The organism is Anaerolineae bacterium, assembly GCA_013178165.1.
Taxonomy (GTDB): domain Bacteria; phylum Chloroflexota; class Anaerolineae; order Aggregatilineales; family Ch27; genus Ch27.
Genome location: JABLXG010000001.1, coordinates 266,082 through 291,233, shown reverse-complemented (window position 1 = coordinate 291,233; position 25,152 = coordinate 266,082). Strand labels below are relative to the sequence as shown.

At 65.2% G+C, this 25,152-nt stretch carries 23 protein-coding genes; 11 read left to right on the top strand and 12 right to left on the bottom strand.

Going from position 1 to position 25,152, the window contains the following annotated elements; genetic code table 11:
* Positions 1-4 precede the first annotated feature (4 nt).
* Genes HPY64_01185 through HPY64_01175 form a run of 3 tightly spaced genes read right to left on the bottom strand, consistent with a single transcriptional unit; the run spans position 5 to position 1,638 of the window.
* Positions 5-223 (bottom strand): hypothetical protein, encoded by a 219-nt coding sequence (locus HPY64_01185; GenBank protein ID NPV65739.1) that lies wholly within the window; start codon positions 221-223, stop codon positions 5-7.
* 24 nt (positions 224-247) lie between these two features.
* Complete coding sequence (locus HPY64_01180) at positions 248-571, bottom strand: hypothetical protein (GenBank protein NPV65738.1); 324 nt, start codon at positions 569-571, stop codon at positions 248-250.
* A gap of 32 nt (positions 572-603) precedes the next feature.
* Entirely contained in the window at positions 604-1,638 is a 1,035-nt protein-coding gene (locus HPY64_01175) for a homoserine dehydrogenase (protein NPV65737.1), read from the bottom strand.
* Between the two features lie 176 nt (positions 1,639-1,814).
* On the opposite strand from HPY64_01175, the gene HPY64_01170 reads away from it, so the two are divergent.
* Together HPY64_01170 and HPY64_01165 are read left to right on the top strand one after the other, a co-directional pair.
* Positions 1,815-2,438, top strand: a complete 624-nt coding sequence (locus tag HPY64_01170; protein ID NPV65736.1) for an NUDIX domain-containing protein — start codon at positions 1,815-1,817, stop codon at positions 2,436-2,438.
* Positions 2,439-2,493: 55 nt separating this feature from the next.
* Complete coding sequence (locus tag HPY64_01165) at positions 2,494-4,905, top strand: endonuclease MutS2 (protein NPV65735.1); 2,412 nt, start codon at positions 2,494-2,496, stop codon at positions 4,903-4,905.
* 81 nt (positions 4,906-4,986) lie between these two features.
* Here the strand turns inward: HPY64_01165 and HPY64_01160 are convergent, their stop codons facing one another.
* On the bottom strand, positions 4,987-6,645 hold the full coding sequence (locus HPY64_01160) for a M1 family metallopeptidase (protein ID NPV65734.1): 1,659 nt from the start codon (positions 6,643-6,645) through the stop codon (positions 4,987-4,989).
* Between the two features lie 137 nt (positions 6,646-6,782).
* Here HPY64_01160 and HPY64_01155 point away from each other — a divergent pair, with 137 nt between their 5' ends.
* The 3 genes from HPY64_01155 to HPY64_01145 are packed head-to-tail and all read left to right on the top strand — an operon-like array spanning position 6,783 to position 9,341.
* Entirely contained in the window at positions 6,783-7,415 is a 633-nt protein-coding gene (locus HPY64_01155) for a hypothetical protein (GenBank protein ID NPV65733.1), read from the top strand.
* Positions 7,412-8,653 carry a hypothetical protein gene (locus tag HPY64_01150; GenBank protein ID NPV65732.1) on the top strand — a complete coding sequence of 414 codons (1,242 nt, stop codon included), beginning with the start codon at positions 7,412-7,414 and terminating at the stop codon, positions 8,651-8,653. Before HPY64_01155 ends, HPY64_01150 begins: the two co-directional genes overlap by 4 nt.
* A gap of 49 nt (positions 8,654-8,702) precedes the next feature.
* Positions 8,703-9,341, top strand: coding sequence for a hemolysin III family protein (locus HPY64_01145; GenBank protein ID NPV65731.1), 639 nt, complete (start codon positions 8,703-8,705; stop codon positions 9,339-9,341).
* Positions 9,342-9,445: 104 nt separating this feature from the next.
* Here HPY64_01145 and HPY64_01140 read toward each other — a convergent pair whose 3' ends face one another.
* Positions 9,446-9,946, bottom strand: a complete 501-nt coding sequence (locus HPY64_01140; protein NPV65730.1) for a fasciclin domain-containing protein — start codon at positions 9,944-9,946, stop codon at positions 9,446-9,448.
* Between the two features lie 239 nt (positions 9,947-10,185).
* Entirely contained in the window at positions 10,186-11,073 is an 888-nt protein-coding gene (locus HPY64_01135; GenBank protein ID NPV65729.1) for a GNAT family N-acetyltransferase, read from the bottom strand.
* A 156-nt stretch (positions 11,074-11,229) separates the two neighbouring features.
* Here HPY64_01135 and rmuC point away from each other — a divergent pair, with 156 nt between their 5' ends.
* A complete protein-coding gene (gene rmuC / locus HPY64_01130; GenBank protein ID NPV65728.1) occupies positions 11,230-12,237 on the top strand; it encodes a DNA recombination protein RmuC in 1,008 nt (335 codons plus the stop codon).
* Positions 12,238-12,249: 12 nt separating this feature from the next.
* Here rmuC and HPY64_01125 read toward each other — a convergent pair whose 3' ends face one another.
* From HPY64_01125 to HPY64_01105, 5 genes are all read right to left on the bottom strand, one after another.
* Positions 12,250-12,987 (bottom strand): DUF554 domain-containing protein, encoded by a 738-nt coding sequence (locus HPY64_01125; protein ID NPV65727.1) that lies wholly within the window; start codon positions 12,985-12,987, stop codon positions 12,250-12,252.
* Between the two features lie 122 nt (positions 12,988-13,109).
* Positions 13,110-17,456, bottom strand: a complete 4,347-nt coding sequence (locus HPY64_01120) for a hypothetical protein (GenBank protein ID NPV65726.1) — start codon at positions 17,454-17,456, stop codon at positions 13,110-13,112.
* A gap of 106 nt (positions 17,457-17,562) precedes the next feature.
* Entirely contained in the window at positions 17,563-19,098 is a 1,536-nt protein-coding gene (locus HPY64_01115) for a serine/threonine protein kinase (GenBank protein NPV65725.1), read from the bottom strand.
* A gap of 54 nt (positions 19,099-19,152) precedes the next feature.
* Positions 19,153-20,340 (bottom strand): response regulator transcription factor, encoded by a 1,188-nt coding sequence (locus HPY64_01110; GenBank protein ID NPV65724.1) that lies wholly within the window; start codon positions 20,338-20,340, stop codon positions 19,153-19,155.
* A 14-nt stretch (positions 20,341-20,354) separates the two neighbouring features.
* Complete coding sequence (locus HPY64_01105) at positions 20,355-20,957, bottom strand: NUDIX hydrolase (protein NPV65723.1); 603 nt, start codon at positions 20,955-20,957, stop codon at positions 20,355-20,357.
* Positions 20,958-21,124: 167 nt separating this feature from the next.
* On the opposite strand from HPY64_01105, the gene HPY64_01100 reads away from it, so the two are divergent.
* A complete protein-coding gene (locus tag HPY64_01100) occupies positions 21,125-21,502 on the top strand; it encodes a response regulator (protein NPV65722.1) in 378 nt (125 codons plus the stop codon).
* Positions 21,503-21,525: 23 nt separating this feature from the next.
* On the opposite strand, the gene HPY64_01095 is transcribed toward HPY64_01100, so the two are convergent.
* Positions 21,526-21,828, bottom strand: coding sequence for a hypothetical protein (locus HPY64_01095; protein ID NPV65721.1), 303 nt, complete (start codon positions 21,826-21,828; stop codon positions 21,526-21,528).
* A gap of 69 nt (positions 21,829-21,897) precedes the next feature.
* Between HPY64_01095 and HPY64_01090 the strand changes: the two genes are divergently transcribed.
* The 4 genes from HPY64_01090 (at position 21,898) to HPY64_01075 (ending at position 25,127) form a co-directional block, all read left to right on the top strand.
* The gene (locus tag HPY64_01090; GenBank protein ID NPV65720.1) at positions 21,898-23,040 is read left to right on the top strand and encodes a hypothetical protein; all 1,143 of its coding nucleotides are present in this window, start codon (positions 21,898-21,900) and stop codon (positions 23,038-23,040) included.
* A gap of 146 nt (positions 23,041-23,186) precedes the next feature.
* The gene (locus HPY64_01085; protein ID NPV65719.1) at positions 23,187-23,729 is read left to right on the top strand and encodes a tetratricopeptide repeat protein; all 543 of its coding nucleotides are present in this window, start codon (positions 23,187-23,189) and stop codon (positions 23,727-23,729) included.
* 59 nt (positions 23,730-23,788) lie between these two features.
* Entirely contained in the window at positions 23,789-24,403 is a 615-nt protein-coding gene (locus HPY64_01080) for a pseudouridine synthase (protein ID NPV65718.1), read from the top strand.
* 46 nt (positions 24,404-24,449) lie between these two features.
* On the top strand, positions 24,450-25,127 hold the full coding sequence (locus HPY64_01075) for a hypothetical protein (GenBank protein NPV65717.1): 678 nt from the start codon (positions 24,450-24,452) through the stop codon (positions 25,125-25,127).
* Positions 25,128-25,152: the final 25 nt, after the last annotated feature.

Sequence of the window (25,152 nt, the reverse complement as noted above, 5' to 3'; positions counted from 1 at the left end):
GCCTTCAGCCCGCCAGCGCTCGCTCCAGCGCAGCACGCAGATCGCGCTCCGCAACAAAGCCGAACAGCCGCGTGATCTCGTCTCCATCAGCGTCCAGCACGACAAACACCGGCTGGCTGCGGATGCTGAAGCGGGCGGTCACAGCGGCATTAGCGGCTGCCTCGCGGTCGAGGTAGACGAAATCCACCCGCCCCCAGTACTCCCCTTCAAGCCCATGAACCATGGGCCGCAACGCGCGGCAGGTCGGTCACCACGTGGTGAGGAATTCCACCAGTTGCGGGCGACCGGTGGCGCCCACCACACTGGCAGAGTCGAAGCGGTAATCGTCCGGAGGAGCGGGCGCAGCAGCATAGGTTGGCGCGGCGGCCAGCGCGCCTAGCGGCAGGGCGGTCGCCGTAGCGGCATCCAGTGCTTCCGGTGTGGGGGTTGGCAACGGCTTGGCGGTCGGGGCGATTGTGGTTGGCCGCTCGGCAGCGGGCAGCGCTTCGCCGCCAGGAGCCAGCAGGTCACAGCCCGCCAGCAGGAGGATCAGCAGCAGCGCCGCCGGGAGAACGCACCCTCTTCGGGCCATCAGCCTTGCTCCTCTCCCGCCCGCCTATTGGCTCAGGCCAGGTGCCGCCCGCGGGCGATATTGACAATATCGGCCAGCACGCCGAAAGCGGTTGTATCCGGGGAACTGTCACCCTCGATGATCGTCAATTCAGTCAGGGTATCGGCCTCAAAGGTGACCGCGCTGCTGGTGCGCATGACATGCGCCAGCGGGCTATCCAGCGGCAGCGCCACCGGCGCCACCCGCGCCCGCACGGCCTCGCCATCACGCCAGGCCTCGCAGAGCAGCTTGATCCGCCGCCCTTCCTTCAGCGCAGCCTGGACCTGCTCGATGGTCACGCCACCGATACCGGTGCGATCCACATCCGCCGGGCGCAGGTCAGCGCCCATGTGGACATTGGCCAGCACGGTGATCTTGAGCGCGCTGTCCCAGCCATCGATGTCATTGGAGGGATCGGCCTCGGCCAGGCCAGCGGCCTGCATCTCCTGCAACGCCTCGGCGAAAGGCACCCCCTGCTCCAGGCGGGTCAGGATGCTGTTGGTGGTGCTGTTGAGCACACCGCGGATGCGCCGGATCACCGAGACGGGCAGCCCCTCCCGCCCGAAAGCATGCACCGGTGCGCCATCCATCACCGTGCTTTCGAAGAAAAAGCCCAGCCCCTTCGCCCTGGCCAGCGCGGAAAGCTCGCGGTACGCGTAGGCCAGCGGCCCCTTGTTGGCCGTAACGACGTGCAGCCCGCGCTGCAGCGCGGCGCGGACGAGATCGGTGGCTGGCTGACCGGTGCGCGGGTTCATCCACGTGGCCTCCACCGCCAGGTCGGCGGGGACAGCCTGCAAGAACGCGGCGGTGTCCGCCAGCGGCGCACCCTGATGGAGCCGATCGAGCGCCCGGTCAGCGTAGGCGTCCAGCGCGGCCTTCAGGTCGATCCCGGCGGGGTCGATGCAGCGGCCATGGCTGTCGGTGCTGATGCCGGTGACGGTCAGCGTCAGGTCATGCGCCGCCCGCAGCGCATCCGCTTTACGCAGCAACAGGCGGGCCAGAGCGCGGTTGACATTGCCAAAGCCCAGCAGGGCCAGTCTCAATTCCATAGCGGCATACTCCACAGAACAAGCGGCAGCGCGGCAGCCCGCACCGGAAGATCGCGTCAGGTCATCATCATGGAGGCGTATTTTACCCGCAATCGGGCAAATGGCTATAATGGGCGCGGCTGTGCACCAGCACAGCTCTGATGCCTGAGAGTACTTGACAGACTAGGAACAACCCGATGCCCGATCCCCAATGGCTCAACTGGGCCAACCGCCTGCGCGCCATCGCTGCCGCCGGGCGCACCTACTCCAGGGACCCCTACGACCGCCAGCGCTTTGACCAGATCGCTGAACTGGCCGCCGAGATTCTGGCGGCCCACACCGCTACGGATATGGCAACAATCGCCGGGCTGATCGACGCCGACCTGGGCTATCCCACCCCCAAGGTCGACGTGCGCGGCGTCGTCTTTCAGGAGGGCAAGATTCTGCTGGTGCAGGAAGTGCAGGATGGCGGGCGCTGGACGCTGCCCGGCGGCTGGGCCGATATCTACGAATCGCCCTCCGAATCAGTTGTGCGGGAAATCTTTGAGGAGTCCGGCTACCGGACGCGGGCGGTCAAGTTGCTGGCCGTCTACGACCGCCAGAAGTGGCCTCACCCGCCGCACCCTAACTACACCTATAAGCTGTTCTTCCGGTGCGAGATCACCGGCGGGGAGCCGGCCACCAGCCTGGAAACCAGCGGCGTGGGCTGGTTCGGCCCGGACGAATTGCCGGAGCTTTCCACCAGCCGTGTACTGCCGGAGCAGATCGCTCGTTTCTTTGAGCACGCCCGCCATCCCGAATGGCCGACCGACTTTGACTGACCGCCCGCCATGGCTGGCCCTTCAGTTTGGCCCGAACTCAGGTACAATACCGCGCATGAACGACAAGACCTTCGAAGTCCTTGAATTGCCCAAAATTCTGGAAAAGCTGGCCGCCTACACCGACTTCAGCGGTGGGCGGGAGCTGGCGCGTACCCTGCGCCCGACGCTTTACCTGGATGAGGCGCTGGAGCGCCAGCAGGAGACCACCGAGGCGCGGTTGTTGCTTGAGCAGGGGACCAATGTCTCGCTGGGCGGCGTCTTTGACGTGCGGGAGACAGCCCGCGCGGCCATCCGTGGCGTGATTGTCGAGCCGCCAACGCTGCTGGATATCCTCAGCACACTGCGGCGGGCGACCACCCTGCGTCGCCTGCTGACCCGCCTGCGCGGGCAGGCCCCGCGCCTGGCTCAGATCGCCGAGCTGATCGAGGAGTGCCCGCGCGTCCAGGAAGAGATCGCCCGCGTGATCAACGACCGGGGCGAGATCAACGATAGCGCCAGCCCGCGCCTGGCGATCATCCGCCGCGACCTGCGGGTCGCCTTTGATCGGCTGCAGAGCAAACTGCAGAACATCATCAACAACCCCAACAATGCCAAATACCTGCAGGAACCGCTGATCACCCAGCGCGGTGGCCGCTATGTCATTCCCCTGCGGGCAGAGTTCAAGGGCAAGATCAAGGGCATCGTCCACGATCAGTCGGCCAGCGGGGCCACCCTGTGGATCGAGCCGCTGACCACCGTTGACTACAACAACACCTGGCGCGAATTGCAGATCCAGGAGCAGGACGAGATCCGGCGCATCCTGCAGGAACTGACCGACCTGATTGGCCGCGAATCGGCCTACATTTGCCGCACGGTGGAGACGCTTGCTCAGCTCGACCTGATCTTTGCCCGCGCCCGCTACGCGGAGGCCATCGCTGCCACCCCGCCGACGCTGGTTGGCTTCCGCGAGATGCCCACCCAAGAGGGCTTTCAGCATCCCGGCAGCACATTGAACCTGCCGGAGGCGCGCCATCCGCTGCTTGACCCGGCCACCGTCGTCCCGATCGATGTCTACCTGGATGATGACACTTATGTGCTGGTCATCACCGGCCCCAACACCGGTGGCAAAACGGTTGCCCTCAAGACAGTTGGCCTGCTGGCGCTGATGGCCCAGTGCGGCCTGCACCTGCCCACCCAGCAGGGCGCTGTCCTGAGCGTCTTCAGCGGCATCTACGCCGACATCGGGGACGAGCAGAGCATCGAGCAATCGCTGAGCACATTCAGCGCCCACATGACCAACACCATCCGTATCCTCAGGGAATGTGATGAGCGATCGCTGGTTGTCCTGGACGAAGTCGGCGCCGGCACCGACCCGGCGGAAGGTTCCGCGCTGGCCCGCGCCATCCTCTCCGCCCTGCTGCGCAAGCGCACAACCACGCTCGTCACCACCCATCACCCGGAACTGAAGGTGTGGAGCCACGAACAACGCGGTGTGCGGAATGCTTCGGTGGTCTTTGATCTGGAGACGCTGGCCCCCACGTATCAACTGGTCATCGGCCTGCCCGGTCGCTCCAACGCGCTGGCCATCGCCGCCCGGCTGGGCATGGACCCGGCCATCATCGCCGAGGCGCGGAGCATGATCACGACCGAGGCCATGATCGCCGATGACCTGCTGGACGAGATTCACCGCACCCGCGACGACATCCGGCGGGAAAAAGCCGCCGCTGCTGCCATCCGCAAGGAGGCAGAGGAGTTGCGCCGCCAGCTGCAGGCCCGCCTGGATGCCATCGAGGCCGAACGGCGGAACCTGTTGCAGGAAGCGCGGGAAGAGATCAGGGCCGAGCTGGAGGACCTACAGGCTGAACTGCGCCGCTTGCGCCGCCGCCTGCAGGCCGCCGGTCAACCGCTGGAGGCCCTGAAGGAAATCGAGGAATCGGCTGAGGAACTGGAAGCCGAACTGGAAACCCCGGTGCACAATGTGATCGCCCCACCGGTGGAAGGGCTGGAGGAACGCCCATTGCGGCTGGGCGACCCGGTCTGGGTGTATTCACTCAACGCGGAAGGGGTGATCACGGAGTTGAGCAAGACCGAAGCCGAGGTGCAAATTGGCCGCCTGCGCCTGCGCGCCCGGCTGGACGACCTGACCTACCGTACCCGCAGCGAACGCAAGGCCGGCGAGAAGCCCACACCGCGCCCGGCTCCGGAGCAGGCCACCCCTGCGCCGCGGATCGCCTCGCCGGGGCTGGAGCTTGACCTGCGCGGGACACGCGTCGAAGACGCCCTGCCCCGCGTGGAGGACTATCTGGATGCGGCCTACATGGCCGGGCTGCCCTTCGTGCGGATTATCCATGGCAAAGGCACCGGCGCGCTGCGCAAAGCCGTCCAGGACCTGGTTCACAAACACCCGCTGGCCCGTAGCTGGGAGCGTGGCCGGCCTGACGAAGGCGGCGACGGGGTGACCGTCGTCTTCCTTGTCGCCCAAAACTAGACCAACGGCATCCCTGCAGGGGCGTAGCATGCTGCGCCCCTGCATATTGCCGCCTGTTTGCAGCTTTCCAGACGCCTGTCCCTAGCTGCCGCGCCGCCGGACGTCAACCGTTGCCACCACTGCCGGGTCCAAACCCTCAAAATGACCGACCCATTCGTAGAACAGCTGATCCCACTGCTGGCCGGTCACATCCTCCAGCGTCCCCAACATGCCGCCGATACTGGCGACCTCGTAGCGGTAGCGGCGGAAGTATTCCCGCAGGAAAGCGTACATCTGCTCCCGCCCGATCTGGCTGGCGATCTCGTTGAAGAACAGTGGCCCTTTGGTGTAGATGATCAGGCTGTACTGCGCCTCCACATAATCATCCGTCGAGAGGCCCAGCGGCAGATCAGGGTTGCCCGCGCCGGTATAGGCGTTGTAGCTCTGCCGTTCGCGGCGGATGTAATCGGCGGCTTCCTGGCTATCGCGCTCAGTTGCGGCGGTTTCCCAGAAGTACACGTACTCGGTGAAGCTGGTCAGCGATTCATCCAGGAACGGGTAGCGCACCTGGTTGTTGCCCACCAGGCTGTAAAACCACTGGTGACCGGCTTCGTGGGCCAGGACGACTTCGAAGAAGGGGTCCCCGGCGTTCCAGTAAGCATCCGCCACCACGATCACGCCGGGATATTCGATCCCGCCAGCGCGGGTGTTGGTCTGGACGACATCGAACTCGCGGAAGGGATACTCGCCGAAGGCGCGGTTGAAGGCGCGCAGCGTGCGACCGATGATCGCCAGCCCGGCGCGGGCGGCGTCGGCGTTGCGCCTCAGGTTCTCCTCATCATCCCAGTAGTACAGGTTGACCGCGATCCCATCCACCTCATCAGACAGGCTGAGCAGGCGACGGCTGGCGATCAGGATGCTGTCGCGCATCGGGCCACTAACGATATGGTGGGTGATCGTCCCGTCGCCGTTGACCCGCTGCTCGATCTCCGAACCGCTCATGACCAGAGTCACATCAGCGTCGGCGGTCAGGCGGATGTCGTACAGACCCGTCTCGGTGTAGGTCTGCTCGCCCTGCTGACTGCGGGCGCGGGCCGTCCACCAGCCGTGCCCTTCCTCGTACACGCTCAGTACCGGGTACCATTCCGGAGCGGTGAACACGCCCTGCTGGTAGCTGTATTCACCGTAGTTGGCGGAAAACCCGCGCTCGATGGCGCTGGTGAAGGTCAGGTGCACCTCGGCGGACTGACCGGGAGGCAGCGGCAATGGCAGCGGCACGCGCAGCACCGAATCGCGCTCCTCAAGCGCTGGCATGACCGGCACGCCGCCCACCTCGACCGCCAGAATGGCCATCCGGGCGGAAAAGGCGTCCAGGTTGGGGTACAGGCGGAAGACGATCTCGGTTAGCGTGTCGGCGGAGTGATTGGTGTAGCGGACGCGCTGCGCACCGCGCACGGTCGCCGCGTCGCCCAGCTCGACTGTAGCCTCGATGGCGTAGCGGTTGCGGTTGGCGAAGGCGTCGATATCCCCTTCAAAGCCAGAGCGCATGGCCTGGCGGAAGATGGCAATATCCTCCCAGTCCACCGGGGGCAGGGGAACGGGCGTTGGCAGGGGGACGAAGGTGGCCGTGGCATAAGGCCGGGCGGTCATCGTCGGAGCCAGCGTGGGCAGCGGCCGATCCGGGAACGGGCCAGCGCAGCTTACAAGCGCCAGCAACGCCAGCCCGGCCAGCGCCACAAACGTAGCGAGACGGTTCCTCATTGCGCGGCTTTCCTCACGTTTTCACGATGCAGCGCCCAAGTGTACCGCAAAACCCGTACCTTCCGGGCAAAAGGGCTTGCCTACCACCTGACCACAGCGCATACTGGAGCCGCATTCATCCAAGGAGGAATAGCTTGATGTTCACACTGACCACTCCCAGCTATACCCTGCCCGCCTGGGCTGTCAACCAGCTGAGCCTGATCGTCTGGAACCGCGACGCCGGGCCACAGACGCCCCTCCTGCGTGCCACGCCGCAAGGCCCTACCGGTCGCTGCGACCTGAACGTACCCGCTAATTCCGGCGACTCTGCCCGGCTGGTGGCTACAGTCGGCTGGGGCGCATCCCTGGAACCCGTCCTGGTCCATCTGCCCTGGAAATGGGGCGGACGGCTTGACTGGGATGGGACAACTACCCTGATCGGTTATGTGGAACAGCTCCACCTGCAGGAATGGGCTGGCCTGCCACTGCTGGTGCTGGAACTGGTCGGCCATGTCGCGCCGGTCACTTACCGCCGCCTCCCTCCGCTGCCCGTGCCCGCCCTGGGCGACCGCCACGGCCTGCACACTGACCGTCCGCTGGAAGATAGCCCCGAACAGATCTATTACCTGCTGGCCGAAGCAGAGTCCCCGCTGGCAACGCTGGCGCAGGATGCGCTGGTCAGCAGCCTGCGCGTGGTCGCCGTCACCAGCCTGGGCGCCCAAAAAGCCGGCTGGCACAATCTGGTCAACCTGCCGCTCGTTCTCGACGGTCTGACGCTCATCGGGCCATGAACGTCGATTTGCCCGCGCCCGCTGGCCGGGATATGCTCCTGCGCATGGACATCATCGCCACCTGCAATCGCCTCCGCCATTTCCTTCCGCCTCTGATGGCCCTGCTGCTATGCGCCGGGCTGCTCGCCGCCGGGATGGTTGGCGCTCAGGGCGAACCGGAAGATAGCCCGCCGCTCTTCTTCACACCCACGCCGCTGCCGCCCCTGACCGGCCCGCTGCTGGTCGCCAACGCGCCGGAAGGTGCGGGTATCTCTATCTACGATCTGGGCAGCGGCCAGCAGCGCGACCTTTCCTTTAGCTCCGGCCTGCACTGGATGGGCAGCTTCGCCCCGGATGGCTGCCGCTTTGCCTTCGTGATGAGTGCTCCCAGCGGCCACAACCTGCGCCTGTACACCGTCCGGCTGGACGGGACCGATCTCCGCCCGCTGCTGGACTTCACTGCCGAGAGCGGAGTGCTGGGCTGGGGAGCCTGGTCGCCGTTGTGGTCGCCCGCTGGCGATCGCATCGCCTTCATCCTGTGGCGGGACTACGAGCGCGATGGAGCGCGGTTGCGGACGACCCATGTGGCCTGGGTCGCAGCGGAAGGCGGCCAGCCAGTACTCTACAGCACCAGCGGGACGGAAGGCTCCCCCGCCTGGAATGCGGACGGCGGCTGGCTGGTCTACACTTCCTACCAGGAAGGGGCAGGCGGCCAGCGGGAAAACGACCTGTGGGTGGTCAGCGCTGACGGAGCGAACAAATACCCGCTCACTGACTTCACCAGTGGCAGCACACTAATGCCGCGCTGGTCGCCGGACGGGCATGTGATCAGCTTTATCTACGCCCCTTCCGGCAATAACCACCAGTTCTGGACGACACCCGCTTCCGGCGGAGCCGTCCAGCAATGGAGCGAAACCTGGACGCTGGTGCTGGACTACGACTGGCTGCCCGACGGCAGCGGGCTGGTAGCAGCAGTCAAAGACTGGCAGGGCCACGATGACAACCTGCTGTGGCGGGTGCCGCTGCCCGGCTTCGCCGATCGGGACGCCAGCCTGTATCTTGAGCATCCGGAGGCCACCGCCGTCGACTATCCGCGCTTCAGCGCAGACGGGCGCTACCTGGCCTTCCGCACCGCCTATAGCGCCGCGATCTACGACACCGTAACCGGCGCCCTGCGCCTGCTGGAAAGTATCGGCCTGAGCAATAGCCCGCTGGTGTGGAGTCCGGCGGGCTTCAGCGGGGAGTATAATTGCCGGTAGAGGCAGAGGCATTGGCCGCCAGGCCGTGCCGGAGCTTACAGGAATACCCATGATCAAACGCCTGCGCGAGCCGATCAACGGCTTCACCCACCTGATCGGGGCGATCCTGAGCGCGATCGGCCTGATCGTGCTGGTTATGCTCAGTCAACATCAACCGGCCCGGTTGGCGGCAGCGATCGTCTACGGCATCAGCCTGATCCTGCTCTATACCGCCAGCACGGTGTATCATCTGGTCAACGCCGGGCAGCGCGCCCTACGCTGGCTGCGCTCACTGGATCACGCCGCGATTTACATCCTGATCGCCGGGACGTACACGCCGTTTTGCGTCAGCCTGCTGCCAGACCCCTGGCGAGCAGTCATGCTGGTCGTGATCTGGGGGCTGGCGGCGGCGGGAGTGATCTACAAGCTGGCCTTCCGCCACCACAATCATCGCCACATCTCCACGGTTCTCTACCTGGGCATGGGCTGGCTGGCTGTGCTCATCCTGCCAGCGATGCTCCACCGCCTGCCGCCCGGGGCACTGATCCTGATCGTGAGCGGCGGGCTGGTCTACACGCTAGGGGCGTTGATCTACGCCCTCAAACGCCCCAATCTGGGTCGGCGCTTCGGCCACCACGAGCTATGGCACCTGCTGGTGATGGGCGGCAGCGCCCTGCATTACGCGGCGGTTGCGCTGTACGCCGTTTAATCTGGCAGGCAGGAGCTACAGTGTGAACCCGGCGCTGCCGGGTAAACAAAACGGGCGAGGAAAAACTTCCCTCGCCCGTACATTCTTCGCCTGCGTTGCGGTGCTTATTCAGCCGGGGGCAGCAGGACGCCGTCAATCACATGGATCACGCCGTTGCTGGCCTCGATGTCGGTGATGATCACCTGGATGGTGTCATTCAGGTAGACCTTGCCATCGCTGACGGTGATCTTGATGTCGCTCCCCTGCAGCGTGGTCACGCTCTCCAGCCCGACCACGTCAGCGGCCATCGCCTTGCCCGCCACCACATGGTAGAGCAGGATGCTGGTCAGGGTCTCGGTATCTTCCAGCAGGGCGGCCGGTTCGATGCCCAGGGCGGCGAAGGCCGCGGCAAAGGCATCATCGGTCGGGGCGAAGACGGTGAAGGGGCCTTCGCCGGATAGCGCGTCAACCAGGCCAGCCGCCTGTACCGCCGCCACCAGCGTCGTGAAACGGCCATCAGCCACGGCGATCTCGACGATCGTCTGCTCGCCAGTCTGAGCCAGAGCGGGGAACACTGTAACGATCAGCATTCCAACAGCAAGAAGGGTAACGAAGACTTTGCGCATCTGAACTACTCTCCTCATTGAACTGTGAAACCGTACCTGTTTTGTATAGATACTGAACGACCTAAACTATACAGATGAAAGTTTAGAGGCGCATGGGGAAAAGATAAGTAGTTCATTAGTATATATTTTGTCTAGATAGACTTGACAGATGTGACCAAGCCACCCGGCTATGGGTGGCTTGGCGTATTTTTCCGAGTCTGTTCCGCAACAGTTGCAGGCCATAAACTCGCCCGGGGCGTTCAGCCGGTCGCCAGCGCCGCCACGCCGTAATGCTGCGTGATCAGCTCAGGCGGCGGATCACCGGGGCCAAGGTGCATCCGCGTGCAGACACGCCGGTGGCGCAGGTTGTGGGCATAGGCCAGCGCCGTGGCATGGGGATTGCGATCGGGGATATCCACGCGCACCTCACGGCCAATCAGCACACTCAGGGCGGTGCGTAGCAGCTTTTCCGCCCCCCAAGGGGAACGATGCATCCACGGCCCCAGATGCGCCGGCGTGCCATCCTGGCGGTCATCCTGAGCCAGCAGAAAACCGGCGATCCGGCCATCTTCCTCGTCTACCCAGGCCAGGTGGGGGTAATCCTGCACCAGCCGGCGCAGGATGCGCCCGCGCGCCACGCCGAAAGTCTCCGCGTCCAGGGCTACCACGGCATCCAGATCGCCGCGCCGGAGCGGGCGCGCCCGCGGGCCAAGATAGCTGCTGGCCCGCCCCGCCCATATTTCGATGCTGTAAATCGGGCGAAAGCCCAGCGCCTCATACAGCGGGCGACCCTGCTCGGAGGCGTCCAGCAATACATGGGGAACAGACCGCGCCTGCAGGTAATCCAGCGCGACCGTCATCAGCCGCGTCGCCAGCCCCTGCCGGCGGTGGTCCGGATGGGTGATCACGCCACCGATCCAGGCGCGTTCCCGCCCGTAAACGGTTGCGATCGCCGTCGCCACCAGGGCATCGCCCCGATAAAGGGCGAAACAGCCGCGCCCACCCCAGAGGATCATCCGCTCCCAGCTGGCCAGAGTCAGGCTCCACCCTACTAGGCGGGAAAGGGCATGCGCCCGCGGTGCATCAGCCAGCCATAGGCGGCGCAATGCCACCTCTGGCAGCGGTTTATCTTCCCAGGTTATGGCCATGATCGCCTTCCCCTGCCTGGTGTTCAGCAGCAGCCCGTACCCTGTATTGTAAGCCACATCACCGGCCTGTGCCGGGTGGATTTGGTATTTAGCCGTTCGGCTGTATAATGCGTCCCGTACCGCACACGTGTTCGGACAGGGGGGAGGCGCAGGCGCATGACCGGGCTGGAAATCGCCCTGGCAGGAGGGATCGCCGGACTATTGCTGATCGTTACCATCCTGCTCGTCCGGCGTGGCGCGGATAACCGCGCCCTGGAAGCGCGTTTAAGCCAGTTACAGCTCGGCCTGGCCGAACTGCAACTCCAGGCCCACAACCGCCAGACAGAAGCGCATACGCTGGCGACTGGCCTCAACCAGCTTCAGAACGGCCTGACCGAACTGCGGGCTACGCTGTACGCCCGCCAGGACCTGGAGCGCCAGACCATGGAGTCCGTCCGACGACTGGAGGCCGTGATCGCCGGGACACAGACCAAAGGCCGGGCCGGGGAGAACATTGTCGAGGCGGTCTTTGCTCAGTTGCCCCCCGCCTGGCAGGTGCGCAACTTTACCCTGGACAACCGGACGGTTGAATTCGGGATGCGCCTGCCCAACAACCTGATCCTGCCTATTGACAGCAAATGGGCTGCCACCCACCTGCTGGAACAGTTCCTGGCGGCGGATAGCCCCGCCAGGCAGCAACAGATCAAGCGCGAGATCGAACGCACTGTCCTGCTCAAGGCCCGCGAGGTGCGCCAGTACCTGCACCCCGGCCTGACGACGCCTTTCGGTGTGGCCGTCCTGCCCGACGCGATCTACGATCTGTGCGCCGGCATCCAGGCGCGATCCTTCAGCCTGAATGTCGTGCTGATTAGCTACAGCCTGTTTGTGCCCTACCTGCTGCTGGTCTTCCAGACCATGCTGCGCACCAGCCAGCACATCGACCTGCACCGCCTGGAAGCCTACCTGAACAGCGTGGAGCAAAACCTGGACGCCCTGCAGAACGAACTGGAAGGCCGCTACGCCCGCGCCCTGCGGATGCTGGACAACGCCGGGCAGGAGATGCGGGCCCAGCTTGGTCAGGTGCGCGGCGGTCTGAGCGGAATCCAGGCCAGCGCCCACACCCTCAAAGCCCCCGCGCCCCGCAGCGGCGACGCCCCCGCACCAGCTGATCCTCGCCCGCAGTAAGCCGCGACGCCGCTACAGCGGATAGATCGGGATGCCCAGCCAGCCCGCCAGCGCCACCAGCAGCGGCGCAATCACCAGCGCCGGCAGGAAGTTGGCCATCCGTGGCCGCTTGATATCGAGCAGGATCAGCGCCAGGCCCATCAACAGCAGCCCGCCGGTCGCCGTCATCTCCGTGATCATCGGTTCGCTCATCACGCTGCCACCCAGCGCCCCCAGCAGGGCCAGCCCGCCCTGCACCACCAGCACTGTCACGATGCTGAAAGCCACCCCTACCCCCATCGCTGAGGCGAAGGCCAGCGACGCGAAGCCATCCAGCACGCTCTTGATCGCCAGTAACTGATAATCGCCGGTCATGCCATCCTGGATCGAGCCGATGAACGTCAGCGGCCCGACGCAAAAGACCAGGCTGGCCGTCACGAAGCCATTGATGAAACGCGCCCGGCCGTCCTCGCCCGCCGGGTCATCCCCATCCGCGCCGGGCACAAAGCGCCGCTGCAGCCAGCCGCCAAAGGCCTGCAGCCGGGCGTCCAGGTTGAGCCACTCGCCGATGATCACGCCGCTGCCCACGCTCAGCAGAGGCAGGATGATGTTGCCCGTTTTGAGGGCGTTGGAGATGCCCACCGCCAGGGTAACCAGCCCCAGGCCAGTCACCACCGACCCCTGCATCCGTTCCGGCAATCGATCACCGATGAACAGGCCGAGGCCGCTGCCCAACGCCACCGTGATCATGTTGAGGATCGTGCCGATCATTGCCCACTCCACCGTTGCCGCGCGCCGGGGACGCGCCAGGAACCAGGAAAAGGGCGTACTGCCCAGGGCTCCAGGCCCGACAATACGCCCCTCACCGCCGCTTGAGGCCGGGCGGCCAGCCCTCAGTTGAGCTTGAGCAGCCGCATGCGATACTCGCCGCTGGTATAACCGGCCCCCACATCGAAGCGGGTCACAACGATGGTAAACCGCCCGGTGTAGGGCAGCGTGTAAACCAGCTCCGAATCGGTGCCCACGCTGCCATCGTCATTCTCCGCCAGGATGCCACCACCGCTGTCCATCAGGTAAACCAGCGTGTCCAGGTCGCCGGCCGTCGTCTGCGCCGTGATCTGGACGATGTCGCCCACGGTGCCGTCAAACCAGTAGTAGTTAGCCACCTGCACGCTGTTGACCACACCCGTCGCTTCCGCGCCATAAACCACCGGGATATCAAAGGTGGGATCGCGTGGCGGCAGGGTAGTCGAACCGGGCACCGGCAACGGTGTATTGGTCACAATGACCGCTGTCGGGAACATCGGCGTGAAGGTCGGCGGCGCCCACGTCTCAATGAACGGCGTCGGCGTGATGATGATCGGCGTTGGTGTCTGGGTGATCACCATCACCGTTGGCGACGGGCTGGGCGTCGGCGTGACAATCGGGTTGTTGACCAGCACTACCCGATCCAGGTTGGCGAATCCGCCATCGTTGGTGAAGACCTTCAGCCGCAGCGTATACGGCCCGTTAGGCAACTGGCTGACATCCCAGCGGCCCAGAAACTCTGTATTGGCGTGCTGGATGGTGTACGGACCATCCACTATCTGGAAGGCCTGCGGCGCATTGCCAATGCCGTATTCAAGCTGGTAGCGGTTGAAATTGTAGACCAACACACGGCCCTGCACCTCCACCACGCCCTGGACCTGCCCGTTGGGAACCGGCCACTCCATGGAGATGATCGGCTGCTGGATATTGGGATTGCAGGCTTCGGTCGGCACCGGGCGGGCCGGGAGCGGGATATTACGCTGAGCCGCCCACTGCTGACCGGCAGCTGTGTTGTTGATCCAGTCAAACGCCGTCGGATCACTGATATTCAGGAACTGGCGCTCCTCGGTGAAGTTGGGGCAGAAGTCGTTGGCCAGCAGGCCGGTCAGCGTGTCCACCCGCACCTTCTTGTAGATGTCCTGTTCCGGCCCCGGCGGAAGCTGGGAGGTTACCACCAATTCCTGTCGTCGGTTGAGGCACTGCGCCGAAGGCTGCGTGCCGCTATCTGCGCAGACCTCGATCGTGCCCACATTCGGCGGAATCGGGAAGTTCTGCGTCCCTAGGCGGGCGATGGCGGCCGTCATCACCGCGTTCCAGATCGGCGCTGCGCCGGTCAGGCCGCTTGTCCCCAGCATGGGGGAGTTGTCCGTGTTGCCGTGCCAGACTCCCACCACCACGTTCGGCGTGTAACCAAGCGTCCAGTTGTCGCGGTTATCATTGGTCGTGCCGGTCTTGACCGCTACCGTGTACCCGGGGATGTTGAGCACCGAGTTGCGGCCAAAGGCGGCGCTGCGGGCCACATCATCGGAGAGGATGTGCGTGATCAGGTAGGCATGCTCCGGCTGGATGACCTGCTGCGGCTGGGCATGCGGCGGGATCTGCACCTCGCGGCCTTCGTTGTCCAGGATGCGGGTGATGGCGTAAGGCTCGACCCGCTTGCCGCCATTGGCCAGCGTGGCGTAGGCCACCACCATGTCGTACAGCCGCACGTCAAAGCCGCCCAGCGCGCCGGCCAGCCCGGCGGCTTGCGGTGAACTGCCGGGGAAGGTCAGGCCCATCACCTGCGCCGTCTGGGCAAAGCGATCCACGCCGACGAAATCCAGCGTCTTGACCGCCGGGATGTTGTAGCTGTTGGCCAGTGCCGAGCGTACCGACTGCGGGCCGTGATACGCGCCGTCATAGTTACGCGGGCAGTAACCGCCCCAGCAGGTTGGCACGTCCCAGATCACCGTCGCCGGAGTCCAGTACTGGCCCTGCGCGTTGCCCTGTAAAGCGGCCACGTACAGGATCGGCTTGAGCGCGGAACCAGGCTGCTGCGGTGTGAAGGCCACGTTCACCTTGCCGTCAATCTCAGCGTTGTTGTAGTCGGCGCTGCCCACCATGGCCAGGATGCGCCCGTCGCGCGGATCCATCACCACCACACTGGCGTTATTGCCGCCGCGCCCCGCCGCCCGCAGCGCGGCCAGCTGGCTGGTCACCGCCTGCTGAGCCTGATCCTGCAGGACAGGGTCGAGGGTGGTATAGACGTTGAACCCGGCGCGGTAGATATCGGCCAGGCCGTAGTTCTCCTCAAGCTGCTGGGCGACATAGTTGACAAAGTGCGGGTAACGCATTGTGCGGGTCGGCGGCGCGTATTCGCGGATTTCGACCTCGGCTTTCTGTACCACGGCAGCGTCCAGATCGGCCCGCGTGACGCAGAATGGCCCCTGGCTGGCGTACGGCTCGTGCTGGAATTGCAGGCAGCCGATCTGTACCATCTTGGCCAGCACCGCGTCCATGCGGTCAAAGGCCGCCTCGCGGTTGATCACCGGGTCATAGGTCGCTGGCGCCTGGAGCAACCCGGCCAGCAGTGCCGCCTGCGGCAGGTTCAACTCGCGGGCGGTCACGTTGAAGTAGGTTTCCGCGGCGGCTTCCGCGCCGTAAGCCAGATTGCCGAAGTAAATCTCGTTCAGGTACAGCTCCAGAATCTCGTTCTTGGTATAACGCCGCCCGATCTCCGCCGCGATGATCGCTTCATCCAGCTTGCGGCCGTAGCTGATGTCCGTGCGGCGCTCCGGCTCCAGCACCAGCGCCCTGGCCAGCTGCTGGGTGATCGTGCTCGCGCCGGAAACAACCGCCCCCGATTGCAGGTTCTGGATGGCAGCGCGCATGATCGCGATCGGGTCCCAGCCCGGATTCTGGTAGAAGCGCTCGTCTTCCGTGCTGATCACGGCATGGATCAGGAACGGGCTGATCTGGTCAAGTGTGGTGCTGATCCGCGTGCCGCCCGTAGGATCGTTGATCTGGGTCAGCAGGTTGCCATCTTTGTCGTAGATGCGCGTCGTCTGGAACTCCCCGGCGATCTCTGCCAGGGAGGCGATACGCTCGCTGTAGCGGTTGACGCGACTGATATAGAACAGCGCCGAGCCGACAAACAGGACGAACAGCAGGCCCAGCAACCCGAACACTGCCGCCAGCGAGAGGCGGATAAGCAGGCTGCGCTGGCGTCGGGCCTTTTCCGCCTGTACCCGGCGGTAGAGATCGGATTGCTCCGCGCTGGTATAAGCCTGGGCATAATCTGGCTGGCCGGGGCGCGGAATCCCCTCCTGCGCGGCGGGGGAAAGCACCGTCGCCTGCTCGGAGCGCAGGCGATCAAACTGCACGGCAGCCGGGCCGACCACTGTCGCGCTGGGATCGGTATACGGAGCAGGTTTAACCACCGGCATGTTGTACTCATCCAGGGTGATCGCCGCCTGGGTCTCCTGCATATGGGGTTCCAGCGTCGGGGCGGCGATCTCGCCCAGAGAGGCAATCGCCCGCGGGCGCTCCGCAGCCACCCACTTGCCGTCGGCAAAGCGATACCACTGGTTGGACTCGACGCCGATCATCCACCAGGTGCCCTGATCATCCAGGATCATCAGCTTGCGCAGCTCGGCCTGGAGCGTGTCGCGGCTGATCTGCCCCTGATGGTACAGATCGCGCAGATGCCCGACCTGGCTCTCGACATTGTCAAACTGCGCGACAAGCCGATCCAGGCCAGCCGTCACCCCCGGCGCGGGCACGCCGGGAACGCCGGTTAGCGCGCCCGGCTCACCCTGCCGGAAGAAGCTGTCCTCCACACGGGCCTCTTCAGGCGCCGCCTCACCGGGCGCCTCTTCTTCCCCCTCACCGGCCAGACGGGCAGCCATGGCCGCGGCGATGGCTGCGGCGTCGCCCCGCGCGAATAGTTCACGCTCTTCCTCGGTGCCCAGGATGCCAGCGCCCAGTTCTCCTTCGCCAGCCAGTTCCCAGTCATCGACCAGGCGAGGCTCTTCTTCCGGGGCCGGAGCAGCGGCCTTCTCCGGCGCGGCGGCTTCTTGAGGGGCCGCCTCAGCCAGTGGAAGGGGGTGAATGGTACGATCTACACCGGCCAGCAGGTCGGCGCTGCGGGCGCTCGCCGGGACAAACCAGCCACCCTCCGCCACGTCTTTATAACCTGCACCCGGGGCCGGAACCGGCGCGGTTGGCGTGAACCAGCTGCCAGGTAGCACATCCACATCCTCCAGCTCGCTGGCCGGCACAGGCTCCGCCGGGGCTGCCGCGGCGCTTTCCGGCGCATGCCAGTCTTCGGCGCCTGCCGCCAGCGGGGTGTGCCACCCATCGCCGCTTTCCGTGGAACTCTCCGGAGCCGCTGGTGTCGCGCTTTCCTCGTCTAGCGGCTTCTTCTCTTGGTCATCAATGGGGCGGTCGGCCATCAGGTTTGCTCCAACTAACCAAAAAGCTGTCTCAGTTTACGGTAACCACATCATCCCGCTGTGAAAATTATACACCAACCGGCGCGCACTGGCCCCGGCGTGGCGCTCAGCCCTGGCGGGGTACCACAAAGCGGCAGCGCCCGGCTTCCGCCGGGCAAGCGGCGACGGTCACGCCATTTATGCGCACCTCAAAGCCGCCCCGCCCCACCCAGAAGCGATCCTCAGGGGCGGCCAGCAGGCGCAGGTGATAGGCCAGCACCGGGCAGCCCTCCGGCGGCTTGAGCCTGCCCTCCTGCAACAGGCGCATCCACGAACACTGGCCCGGCGGCAACGGCCCGTTGAAGATCTCCCCCCGCAGTGTGTAAGGTGCATCATCTGCCCATTCGAGCGTCAACCCGTCCAGCGGGACGGGGTACGCCGTCAGGTTATGCAGGGCGAACCGATCAGCGTCATAGATCAGTTCCAGGGCGATCTCCACATCGGGCGGGATGTCCTGCCAGGGCGAGGACGCATCGCCCAGCAGGCGCGTCAGCGCCGCCTGCAACGCCCCGCCAGCGCCGGTCATCCCCCCGCTGAGCCACCAGAACCCGATCAGGCCAGCCAGCACCGCCACCAGCAGCGTCAGCAGGGGTGGACGGCGGACGCGGATACGGCGCAGGGGGGCGACAACCGGCGTGACTCCCAGCGCTGCGGTGGGCAGGGCCTCGGTGCCCGGACTGCGCCGGGGATCAGCGCCCGGTGGTTCCGGCGGCACGTTCAGCGTGGGCAAATCGATCCCGGCGCTGAAGTACGCTTCCTCCAGGGCGCGGTAAAAATCGCCTGCGGTGGGATAGCGGGCTTCCGGCTCTTTGGCCAGCGCCTGCAAAACCACCGCTTCCACCTGCGGGGGGATATCCGCCCGCAGGCTGCGCAGCGGCGGCGGTGGTTTGGTGATATGGGCCAGCGCCACGCTCATCGGAGAATCGTCCTGGAACGGGGCCTGGCCGGTGAGCAGCTCGTAGACCACCACCCCCAGCGAGTAGATATCGCTCTGGGGCACGGCCTGTTGGGAGAACATGGCCTGTTCCGGCGAAATATAGCGCGGCGTGCCGAAGGCGGTGCCCAGAGTTGTCGCCCCGCCGATTTCCATCGCCAGCCCAAAATCGGTCAGGATGGCCCGGTTGTTGGCCTCGGCGTCAAAGAGGATATTGGAGGGCTTGACATCGCGGTGAATGATGCCGCGGGCATGGGCGTAGTCCAGCGCATCGCCCACATCGCGCACAATCTCCAGGATGCGCTGCGGGGGAATGTCCTGGCCGCTACGCCGGGCCTCCCGGATGAGCTGCGCCAGCGACTGGCCCTTGACCAGCTTCATGGCGATGAAGAACAGGTTACCCGCTTCGCCGTACTGATACACGCTGACGATATTGGGGTGCTCAAAGTGGGCGATGGCCCGCGCCTCCAGCCGGAAGCGTTCGATGGTGCGATCCTCTCCGGAATCTTCCGGCGGGACCTCCACCACCTTGACCGCCGCCAGGCGACCCAGATTCGGGTCGAGGCCACGATAGACGCGGGCCACCCCGCCACGGCCCAGCAAGTCCTGGAGGATGTAATCGCCCAGCCGGGTGCCAATCAGGGGATCGGGGGAGGACAATCCGGTCATGCCGACCTAGACGTTCGGTCAGGGGCCTGGCAGTTATCCGCCAGGCCACGCAGGTTAGTCCTGTTTGAGCACGCCCAGTTGCCGGGCGTCATCATAGGACAGCCGCTCGCCAGCCAGTTTCTCCGCCGCGATGCGGGCCAGCTGCTCAGGATCAAAGAGAGCATCCGCCTGGGAAAGATCGACCTTGTCCAGGCTGCTCAACACGGCTTCCAGATCAACATCTTCCGGCAGCGGCTCCAGGGGTTCCGGCGGCGGCGGCTGGTAGGGGGCAGCTTTCTCCGCCTGAGCCTGTTGGATATCGGCCAGCCGAATCTCCTGCGTCTTGCGCTTGGCAGATTTGCGGCGCGTCCCCGGCGCTGGCGGAGCAACTTCCTCCTGTACCACGGTGATGGTGAACGCCGCCTCGCCAATTACCGCCAGCATCTCGTTGACGGCGCGGCGGCCAAACATGGTGACCGCACCGAAGGCCCGCGAGCCAGCCGTGCCTTCAAAGATCAGGCAGATGAAATGGTGCAACCCGACCGCCAGCGCGAAGATGTCAAAATCCTCGCCGTCATAGAAGTGCATCGCCTGGGGCCGGGCGCCGCCCACCAGAGGGCCGATACGTACCATGCCAGCGAAGGTGGGCGCCAGCGTGGCGCTCAGTCGGTCGCGATCCAGGTAGCCGACTGCACCCATCTCCTGCAGAATTTTCCCCGTGCGATCCACAAGCACGACAGCCATCGCGCCGACATCGTTGAGCAGCGTGGCCAGGATATCCGCCAACGCGCCCACATCCACCGGCGGCACCGGCCCCAGATCGGGCACAGGGACGCTCGCCACTGGCAGCGGCACAGGCAGGGCTTCGACCGGCGGCGGAAACGGCGGCTCGCCATCCAGCAACGCACGCACTACCCGCACAAACTTCTCGCCATCCGCCGGGCGCTCCAGATGGACAAACAGGCTCCCTTCCAGGGCGCTCTGATCTTCCGCCGGGTCATCGGAGCCAGCCAGGATGATGATCGGCAGCTCGGTGTTGAGGCGATGAGCCTGCAGCGCCAGTTCAGCGCCCCGGATATCCGCCAGCGTCGGCGCGCAGATCAGCAGGTCGACTTCGCCGCGCTTCAGTTCGGCCAGGGCCGCCTGCCCGGAGGATACACTGATAACCGTGCCGCTGCGCTCCAGCAGGTCCAGTGCCGCGCGGGTCAGAGTGGGGATCAGTGACGTACGATCCGCCGTCACAATACGATAGGGAGAAGCCATCGGCAGGTCTCCATCTACCCCTGATCAGAGTCCAGCAGGTCAAGCTCCATTATACCGCAGCGGATGAAATCATAGGCAGCGGCGCGGAAACGCCCCCAGTAAGTCCACGCCGGCGGCAGGTGGCGCAAGTGGGCAGCCAGGTCTCCCAGCGCCGCGACCGGCAGCCAGCGGTAGGCTTCGACCTCGCCGGCATTGGCCGAATATGGCTCCTGACCGGCGGGAACCGCGGCCACGAAAATGTAAGACAAAAACGGGGCGCAGCCGGTGCCGGGCCAGCACATGACATACTCCACCATCCCCAGCAAGCGCGGGGCGCTGATGAGGTAGCCTGTCTCCTCATAAGCCTCGCGGCAGGCTGCTGCAGCCGGGGTTTCGCCTGGCTCAATCCCGCCCGTCGGCAGCCGGAAGACGCCCGGCGGATACTGGGCGCGGCGCACCAGCAGAATCTCCCCGGCCCGGCCCAGTGCCAGCAATACCTCGGCCTCGCGTCCGCGGCCACGCCCCACCCGCCCCAGCTGAACCGGTTCCGCCTCCAGCGCCACCTGCAGGATGCGCACTTCTGGCTGAAACAGCGACAGCGGGCGCAAGGCTTCCAGATCGTACTGTGATGGTTCCATGTGCTCTCCGTTACGCCACGATGGGGGCAGCAATCCCACCGCCGCCCTGCAAATCACTCAATTCAAAACGAAACTCAAACGAAAATCTAACCGGTTATTCGTTTGAATAATGTTAGTATTGAACCGTATGAGACCCTGTAACCTGCTCAACAAAGGTGGTGGGCAGTATGGCAGGCCGAACCATTCTCGTCGTTGACGATGATCCGGGCATCGTGACGTTGATCGTGACCATGCTCAAGAAGGACGGCTACACCACCGTCAGCGCCCTGACCGGACCACAGGCGCTGGAACAGTACGAGCGGGCGCGGCCCGACCTCATTTTGCTCGATCTGGCGATGCCAGGCATGGATGGCTTTGACATATTGAAGGAGATCCGGCGGCGCGACCGGCTGGCCGGGCGGTATACGCTGGTGCTGCTCCTGACCGCCCACGTGCAGAGCTATTTCCCCGCCAATGGCCGGGAGGTTGACGCAGACGGTTACATCGCCAAGCCCGTCACCGCCAGCAAACTGCGCCGGGACCTGCAGGCGATCTTCAACCGCTGACCTGCCGACCCTCCCCGCTGGCTTCATAGCCAGCCCAGCGCCGAGGCCAGCGCCAGGGCCAGCAGGAACGCCAGCACCAGCAGCAGCCAGGCCACCAGCCGCCCGCTGTCCTGGGCCGGATTGATCTGACCCTCTTCGCTACTGACCTCTCCCAGCAGGTCAACGTAAAAGTCCACCCTGCGCCGCCCGCATGTCAGGCGGGCCATATAGTCGTGTTCGGCGCGCACGACCCAGCCCGCCGCCAGATAGGGCGCAATGGCGGCTTCCAGGCGCTGACGCGCTTCCTGCGGGGCGATCGGTTCAGGTGGTTCTTCCGGGATTATCATCGCATCCTCTTTTCCTGTGCGGTATCATCCGGTGGATTCGCGCTTTGCCGTATTTCCTGGAGTCCGGGCATGAAAAGCTCACTGGGAAGAATCAGCGCCCTTGTCGGCCTGTTCATGATCATCGCCAGCATGCTGCTGACCTCAATCCTGCCGGTCGGGCTGGATCGCCAGCCGACCTCTCTGCCAGACCAGCCTACCCTCGACCTGACCGCGCCTGCCGTTGTTTTCCCCACGCCCGACCCGGACGGCCCGGCGCTGGAGATCGCCCAGGTCTACATCCACCCGGCGGGTACTTTCCTGCTGATCCAGCCGCAGGGGTTCACCCCCAGCGCCACCAGCGGGAGCACGGTCAACAGCCTGAGTCTGGTTGACGGGGGGCGCTACAGCGTGATCCACGCCTATATTCAGGAGTATAGCACTCCCCAGGACACGACGACGCTGGACGCCGCCAATGATGCCGCTGCACTGGCTGCTTCCTGGTCGGAATACGATGGCTGGCGGGAGACAGGGCGCCGAATCGACGCCGATAGCGTGACCATCGACTTCACACTGGACCTGGCCGGCAATACTTACCTGGCCCGTCACATCACCTGGGTCGTCCCAGAAGACCCCCGGCTGGTCTGCGTCGTGCGGCTGGTAGCGCCGGGCAACAATGCCCCGTTGCTGGACGCTCTGGAAGCGCTTGTCCGGCCCTCCTTCCACGTATTGCCTGATGGCCTGCGCGCCCCGCTGGACTGGACGGCGGTCGTCGATCCAGCGGCGGGCTACGCCATCCGTTACCCGGCTGGCTGGACGCTGGCTGATGGGGGGCCGGGCCGCGTCGTCACCACGCTGACCAGCGCCGAGGGCGATACCCTGACCCTTTCCGCTGTGCCTGGCGTCCTGGGAGCGCCCGCCGACGCCGAAACCTGGCTGGTGGAGCGCCGCCCCGGCGTGGAGACGCTGGATGTGCAGCCGGTGACACGCACCTACGGGGATGGTTACGCCATCGCCTACCGCTTCAGCGACGCGGACGGAGCGACGCATGGCGGCCTGGCCCTGCTGCTCAACACCCCCGGCGGGCAGATCATCAGCGCCAACCTGCGGCTGGCCGGGGAGGCTATTAACCTGCTCGATGAAGACGAAGCCTCCGCATACGGGGATATCTGGCGCATGCTGGACACCTTCGCCCCGCTGCCGGAAGATGCGGTCAGGGCGGTCACCGCGGGCTGATCAGGGCGACTGGTCAGCACCAGCGCCATGCCAGACGTCGCTGTCTTAAGGGCGGTCTCCCGACCTCCCGGCATCGTTCTTCTCCTGTACCCGCCCGCAGGGGTATAATCGCCGCTACACCCTGAAAACTCTGGAGCGCAACCGCTATGCCTTTTCACATCGGCGTCTTTGGCAACGGCGCGATCTACCTGACCCCGCCCGCTGACGTACCTGACGGCACGCGCGCATACGTCTACATCCTCGCCCCCGGCGAGGATCCGGTTTCGTTTTACCGGCGGCTGGTCCTTCTGGAGCCAGAGGACGCCCGCCTGTATAACCAGCTCGGCCTGGCCCAGCTGGAAGCGGGCAAGCTGGCCGACGCCCGCGCCTCGTTCAACCGGGCCATCCAGCTTGACTTCGGCTTTGCCGAGGCGCACGCCAACCTGGGCCGTTGCTGGGAACGGGAAGGCCAGCTGGAAGCCGCCCGCAATGCCTACCGCGCCGCAGCGGACCTGGCCCCCGACGAAGTGGCGATCCAGCGCCGCTACATCGCCCTGCTGATCCGACTGAGCCAGATCGACGAGGCGCTGGCGGCGCTGACAGCGGCGCTGACTGCTGCTCCCCGGCTCCGCAACTGGGCGGAAGCGGATGAAACGCTGGCTCCCCTGCGGAATGATCCGCGCTGGGCGGCATTGCTGGCCGGCGCGTAGACCGGTCATGATCCCAGCGATGCCGGGCTGAGAGAGCTCAGGAAGCCGCGGAGAGTTTCATGCGCGTGATTCGCCTGTGGAAGCCGTACCTGGTCCTGAGCAAGTTCACCGACGCCGTCGGTCGCCCGACGCTGGCTGACTACGTGGACGTGCCGGGCGTCTACCCCGCCGGACGCCTGGATTACGACAGTGAGGGATTGCTGATCCTGACGGATTCCGGAGCGCTCAGCGCCCGCCTGACCGATCCGCGTTATACCCATCCGCGCACCTATCTGGTGCAAGTGGAGCGCATCCCGGATGAGGCGGCGCTGCGGGCGCTGCGCGAAGGGGTGCTGCTCAAGGATGGTCTGACCCGCCCGGCGGAGGTGGTGCTGCTGGCGGAGCCACCCGATCTGCCGCCACGCCCTGTGCCGATTCGCTACCGGGCCAGTGTTCCCGACTGCTGGCTGCGGCTGACGATCACCGAGGGCCGCAACCGGCAGGTACGGCGCATGACGGCAGCGGTCGGCCATCCCACGTTACGGCTGGTGCGCTGGGCAGTAGGGCCGATCACGCTGGAAGGGCTACAACCGGGCCAGTGGCGCGACCTGACAGCGGCAGAACAGGCGGCACTCTGGGCCAGCGCCTTTTCCCGCCGCGATAGACCAACCCATCGAAGCCGCAGGCCGGGCTGACCCCGGTTTGCTTTGCCCTGGCAGGCAGGGATAACAGGACAACCCGATGACCAACTATATCCTCAGCCCTTCTGATTTTTCGTTCCTGTGGGAAGAATGCAAGCGCTGCTTTTACCTCAAGCTGGTGCGCAAGTTCAACCGGCCTTCCAGCCCCTTCCCCAACATTTTCGGGATCATCGACCGGGAGATGCGCGCTTACTTCATGTGGAAGGAAACGGCGGCCATGACGCCCGATTTGCCGCCTGGCCTGATGATCTTCGGCGAAAAGTGGGTACAGTCCGCCCCTATCCATCTGGATGGCCATACGGCGACCTGTGCCATCCGCGGCAAGCTGGACGCCGTCCTGCAGTTTGACGATGGCTCCTACGGTGTGATCGATTTCAAGACTTCGGACATCAAGGCGGTTTCGCTGCAGCTTTACGCCCGCCAGCTGCGTGCCTACGCCTACGCCCTGGAACACCCCGCGCCGGGCAAGTTCACCCTCAGCCCGATCAGCCACATGGGGCTGCTGGCATTCACGCCGGAGAGCTACGCCGTCGAGGGCACATCGCGTTCGATCCTCTCCGGGCCGCTTAAGTGGCACGCCATCCAGCCCGATGACGAGTCCTTCCTGGCCTTTCTGGACGAGGTGCTGACCGTGCTGGAACTCCCGGAACCGCCCGCCGCCGATCCCAAGTGTGAGTGGTGCCAGTACCGCGAGGCAAGCCGCCAGAACGGCCTGTGAGGCTGCAGCGGCTCCGGGGCTGCGC

Excerpts from the sequence above, each read along its gene's own strand:
- HPY64_01185 (NPV65739.1), bottom strand. The coding sequence starts at position 223 with ATGGTTCATGGGCTTGAAGGGGAGTACTGGGGGCGGGTGGATTTCGTC.
- HPY64_01180 (NPV65738.1), bottom strand. The coding sequence starts at position 571 with ATGGCCCGAAGAGGGTGCGTTCTCCCGGCGGCGCTGCTGCTGATCCTC.
- HPY64_01175 (NPV65737.1), bottom strand. The coding sequence starts at position 1,638 with ATGGAATTGAGACTGGCCCTGCTGGGCTTTGGCAATGTCAACCGCGCT.
- HPY64_01170 (NPV65736.1), top strand. The coding sequence starts at position 1,815 with ATGCCCGATCCCCAATGGCTCAACTGGGCCAACCGCCTGCGCGCCATC.
- HPY64_01165 (NPV65735.1), top strand. The coding sequence starts at position 2,494 with ATGAACGACAAGACCTTCGAAGTCCTTGAATTGCCCAAAATTCTGGAA.
- HPY64_01160 (NPV65734.1), bottom strand. The coding sequence starts at position 6,645 with ATGAGGAACCGTCTCGCTACGTTTGTGGCGCTGGCCGGGCTGGCGTTG.
- HPY64_01155 (NPV65733.1), top strand. The coding sequence starts at position 6,783 with ATGTTCACACTGACCACTCCCAGCTATACCCTGCCCGCCTGGGCTGTC.
- HPY64_01150 (NPV65732.1), top strand. The coding sequence starts at position 7,412 with ATGAACGTCGATTTGCCCGCGCCCGCTGGCCGGGATATGCTCCTGCGC.
- HPY64_01145 (NPV65731.1), top strand. The coding sequence starts at position 8,703 with ATGATCAAACGCCTGCGCGAGCCGATCAACGGCTTCACCCACCTGATC.
- HPY64_01140 (NPV65730.1), bottom strand. The coding sequence starts at position 9,946 with ATGCGCAAAGTCTTCGTTACCCTTCTTGCTGTTGGAATGCTGATCGTT.
- HPY64_01135 (NPV65729.1), bottom strand. The coding sequence starts at position 11,073 with ATGGCCATAACCTGGGAAGATAAACCGCTGCCAGAGGTGGCATTGCGC.
- rmuC (NPV65728.1), top strand. The coding sequence starts at position 11,230 with ATGACCGGGCTGGAAATCGCCCTGGCAGGAGGGATCGCCGGACTATTG.
- HPY64_01125 (NPV65727.1), bottom strand. The coding sequence starts at position 12,987 with ATGATCGGCACGATCCTCAACATGATCACGGTGGCGTTGGGCAGCGGC.
- HPY64_01120 (NPV65726.1), bottom strand. The coding sequence starts at position 17,456 with ATGGCCGACCGCCCCATTGATGACCAAGAGAAGAAGCCGCTAGACGAG.
- HPY64_01115 (NPV65725.1), bottom strand. The coding sequence starts at position 19,098 with ATGACCGGATTGTCCTCCCCCGATCCCCTGATTGGCACCCGGCTGGGC.
- HPY64_01110 (NPV65724.1), bottom strand. The coding sequence starts at position 20,340 with ATGGCTTCTCCCTATCGTATTGTGACGGCGGATCGTACGTCACTGATC.
- HPY64_01105 (NPV65723.1), bottom strand. The coding sequence starts at position 20,957 with ATGGAACCATCACAGTACGATCTGGAAGCCTTGCGCCCGCTGTCGCTG.
- HPY64_01100 (NPV65722.1), top strand. The coding sequence starts at position 21,125 with ATGGCAGGCCGAACCATTCTCGTCGTTGACGATGATCCGGGCATCGTG.
- HPY64_01095 (NPV65721.1), bottom strand. The coding sequence starts at position 21,828 with ATGATAATCCCGGAAGAACCACCTGAACCGATCGCCCCGCAGGAAGCG.
- HPY64_01090 (NPV65720.1), top strand. The coding sequence starts at position 21,898 with ATGAAAAGCTCACTGGGAAGAATCAGCGCCCTTGTCGGCCTGTTCATG.
- HPY64_01085 (NPV65719.1), top strand. The coding sequence starts at position 23,187 with ATGCCTTTTCACATCGGCGTCTTTGGCAACGGCGCGATCTACCTGACC.
- HPY64_01080 (NPV65718.1), top strand. The coding sequence starts at position 23,789 with ATGCGCGTGATTCGCCTGTGGAAGCCGTACCTGGTCCTGAGCAAGTTC.
- HPY64_01075 (NPV65717.1), top strand. The coding sequence starts at position 24,450 with ATGACCAACTATATCCTCAGCCCTTCTGATTTTTCGTTCCTGTGGGAA.